The 1,420-nt window shown below is 27.7% G+C and carries 1 protein-coding gene and 1 pseudogene; both read left to right on the top strand.

The genetic code is table 11. From position 1 onward, the window contains the following. Positions 1 to 363, top strand: a pseudogene (locus HMPREF9071_RS04820) (hypothetical protein); the annotation flags it as partial. Between the two features lie 127 nt (positions 364 to 490). Further along, positions 491 to 1,420, top strand: a 930-nt coding sequence (locus HMPREF9071_RS04815; protein ID WP_009745460.1) for a hypothetical protein, incomplete at its 3' end; no start/stop codon positions are given.

The raw sequence follows: 1,420 nt of genomic DNA, 5'->3' as shown, positions 1-1,420 counted from the left end.
TTTATAGAAACTGAATTTGATGTAGAAAATCTTATAAATAGATTAACATCATTTTTTAATACAGATGCCCTTCCTTTCTTTGAAAAATGGAAAGATTTAAATGTTTTATATGAGTATATTAAAGATAAAACAGAACGGGAGGAGTTGTCAGAAATTTTAGGGCAATTCTGGCAATTTAAGAAAGCTGTTATTCTAAGACTTTGTAATGATAATAGTTATGAAGATTTTATGACTAAATTTGTAAATAGGCGGGAAGAGATATTAAAAATGCGCCCAGAAAGTATAGATGTACAAAGATATTACAATGCCTCTAAAGAACTTAAACAAGTTTTAGACAATACAAAACCTATTTACAATGTGTAAGTGATTGCAGAATAAGTGTTTTTAAAAAATATTAACGAAGTTAATAATATCTTCGTTTAAACAAATTGTTCAGGGAGCAACTGCAAAAGTTAAAAATGATTTAAAAGCCTATATAGTAGCAGCTAATATGGAGTATGAAATAGCTTCTTTGCGCTATTTAGATGCTCTTAACGGTCAAAAATTACTCCTTACACCAAGTGTTATAATAGTTGATAACACATTAGGATACAAAAAAATAGGCACTTTAGAAAACGTTTATATCACAGTTAACAACGATGCTAAAAAAGCTAATATAGGAGTTTATTCCAAAGGTGAAAAGGTAGTACTATCTTTAGAAAAAAATCTAAAATCAGAAATAGATGAAATTGACACCTTTTTCAATACATCTCTTTCAGCAGAGGTCAAACATTTACTTAACCAATGGGATGATGATTTATTAAAAAATTTGCACAAAGATTTATCATCTAAATCTACAGGAGGTGAATTAAGACAGCTTTTAAAGGCAGAAGACGATTTTCTTAAATGGAAACTGATAAAAGAAGACCCCGCCTATGCCTTTAAACTTTCTAAAGAAAATAGTTCTTGGACAAAATGGGGAAAAAGTAATTTCTTTAAGGAAATGACAAAAGAAGGCAGAGAGTTTGAAAGTTTTTGTTTACTTAAATTGAAAGATAAGACTTCTGATGTTTATATGATGTTAAAGAATAAAATTCCTGATTTAGATAGTAGAACAATTTTGAGTAATGTTAAACTTTGTATATCAGGAAAATATCCTTGTAAAGAAGCAGGTGAATATTTTAAACCTGATTTTGTTGCTGTTAAAAAAATTATAGATGGAGATGTCGAAATTTTAGACATTGTTATTATAGATTCTAAATTATCAAAATCTACTTCTTGGACAATAAATCAAACAGAAGCACAAAAAATGTTTGAATATATCGTGAAAAGTGAGGGGAAAGTGTTACAAGGTAATTTAAAATTAAATAAAGAAAATCTTGTATATAGGAATAATAGTTCTTTTGTAAGAATTTATAAGGAAAATGATATAATAAAAGTG

Source organism: Capnocytophaga sp. oral taxon 338 str. F0234 (assembly GCF_000192225.1).
GTDB lineage: Bacteria > Bacteroidota > Bacteroidia > Flavobacteriales > Flavobacteriaceae > Capnocytophaga.
This window is presented reverse-complemented; position numbering and strand designations above follow the sequence as displayed.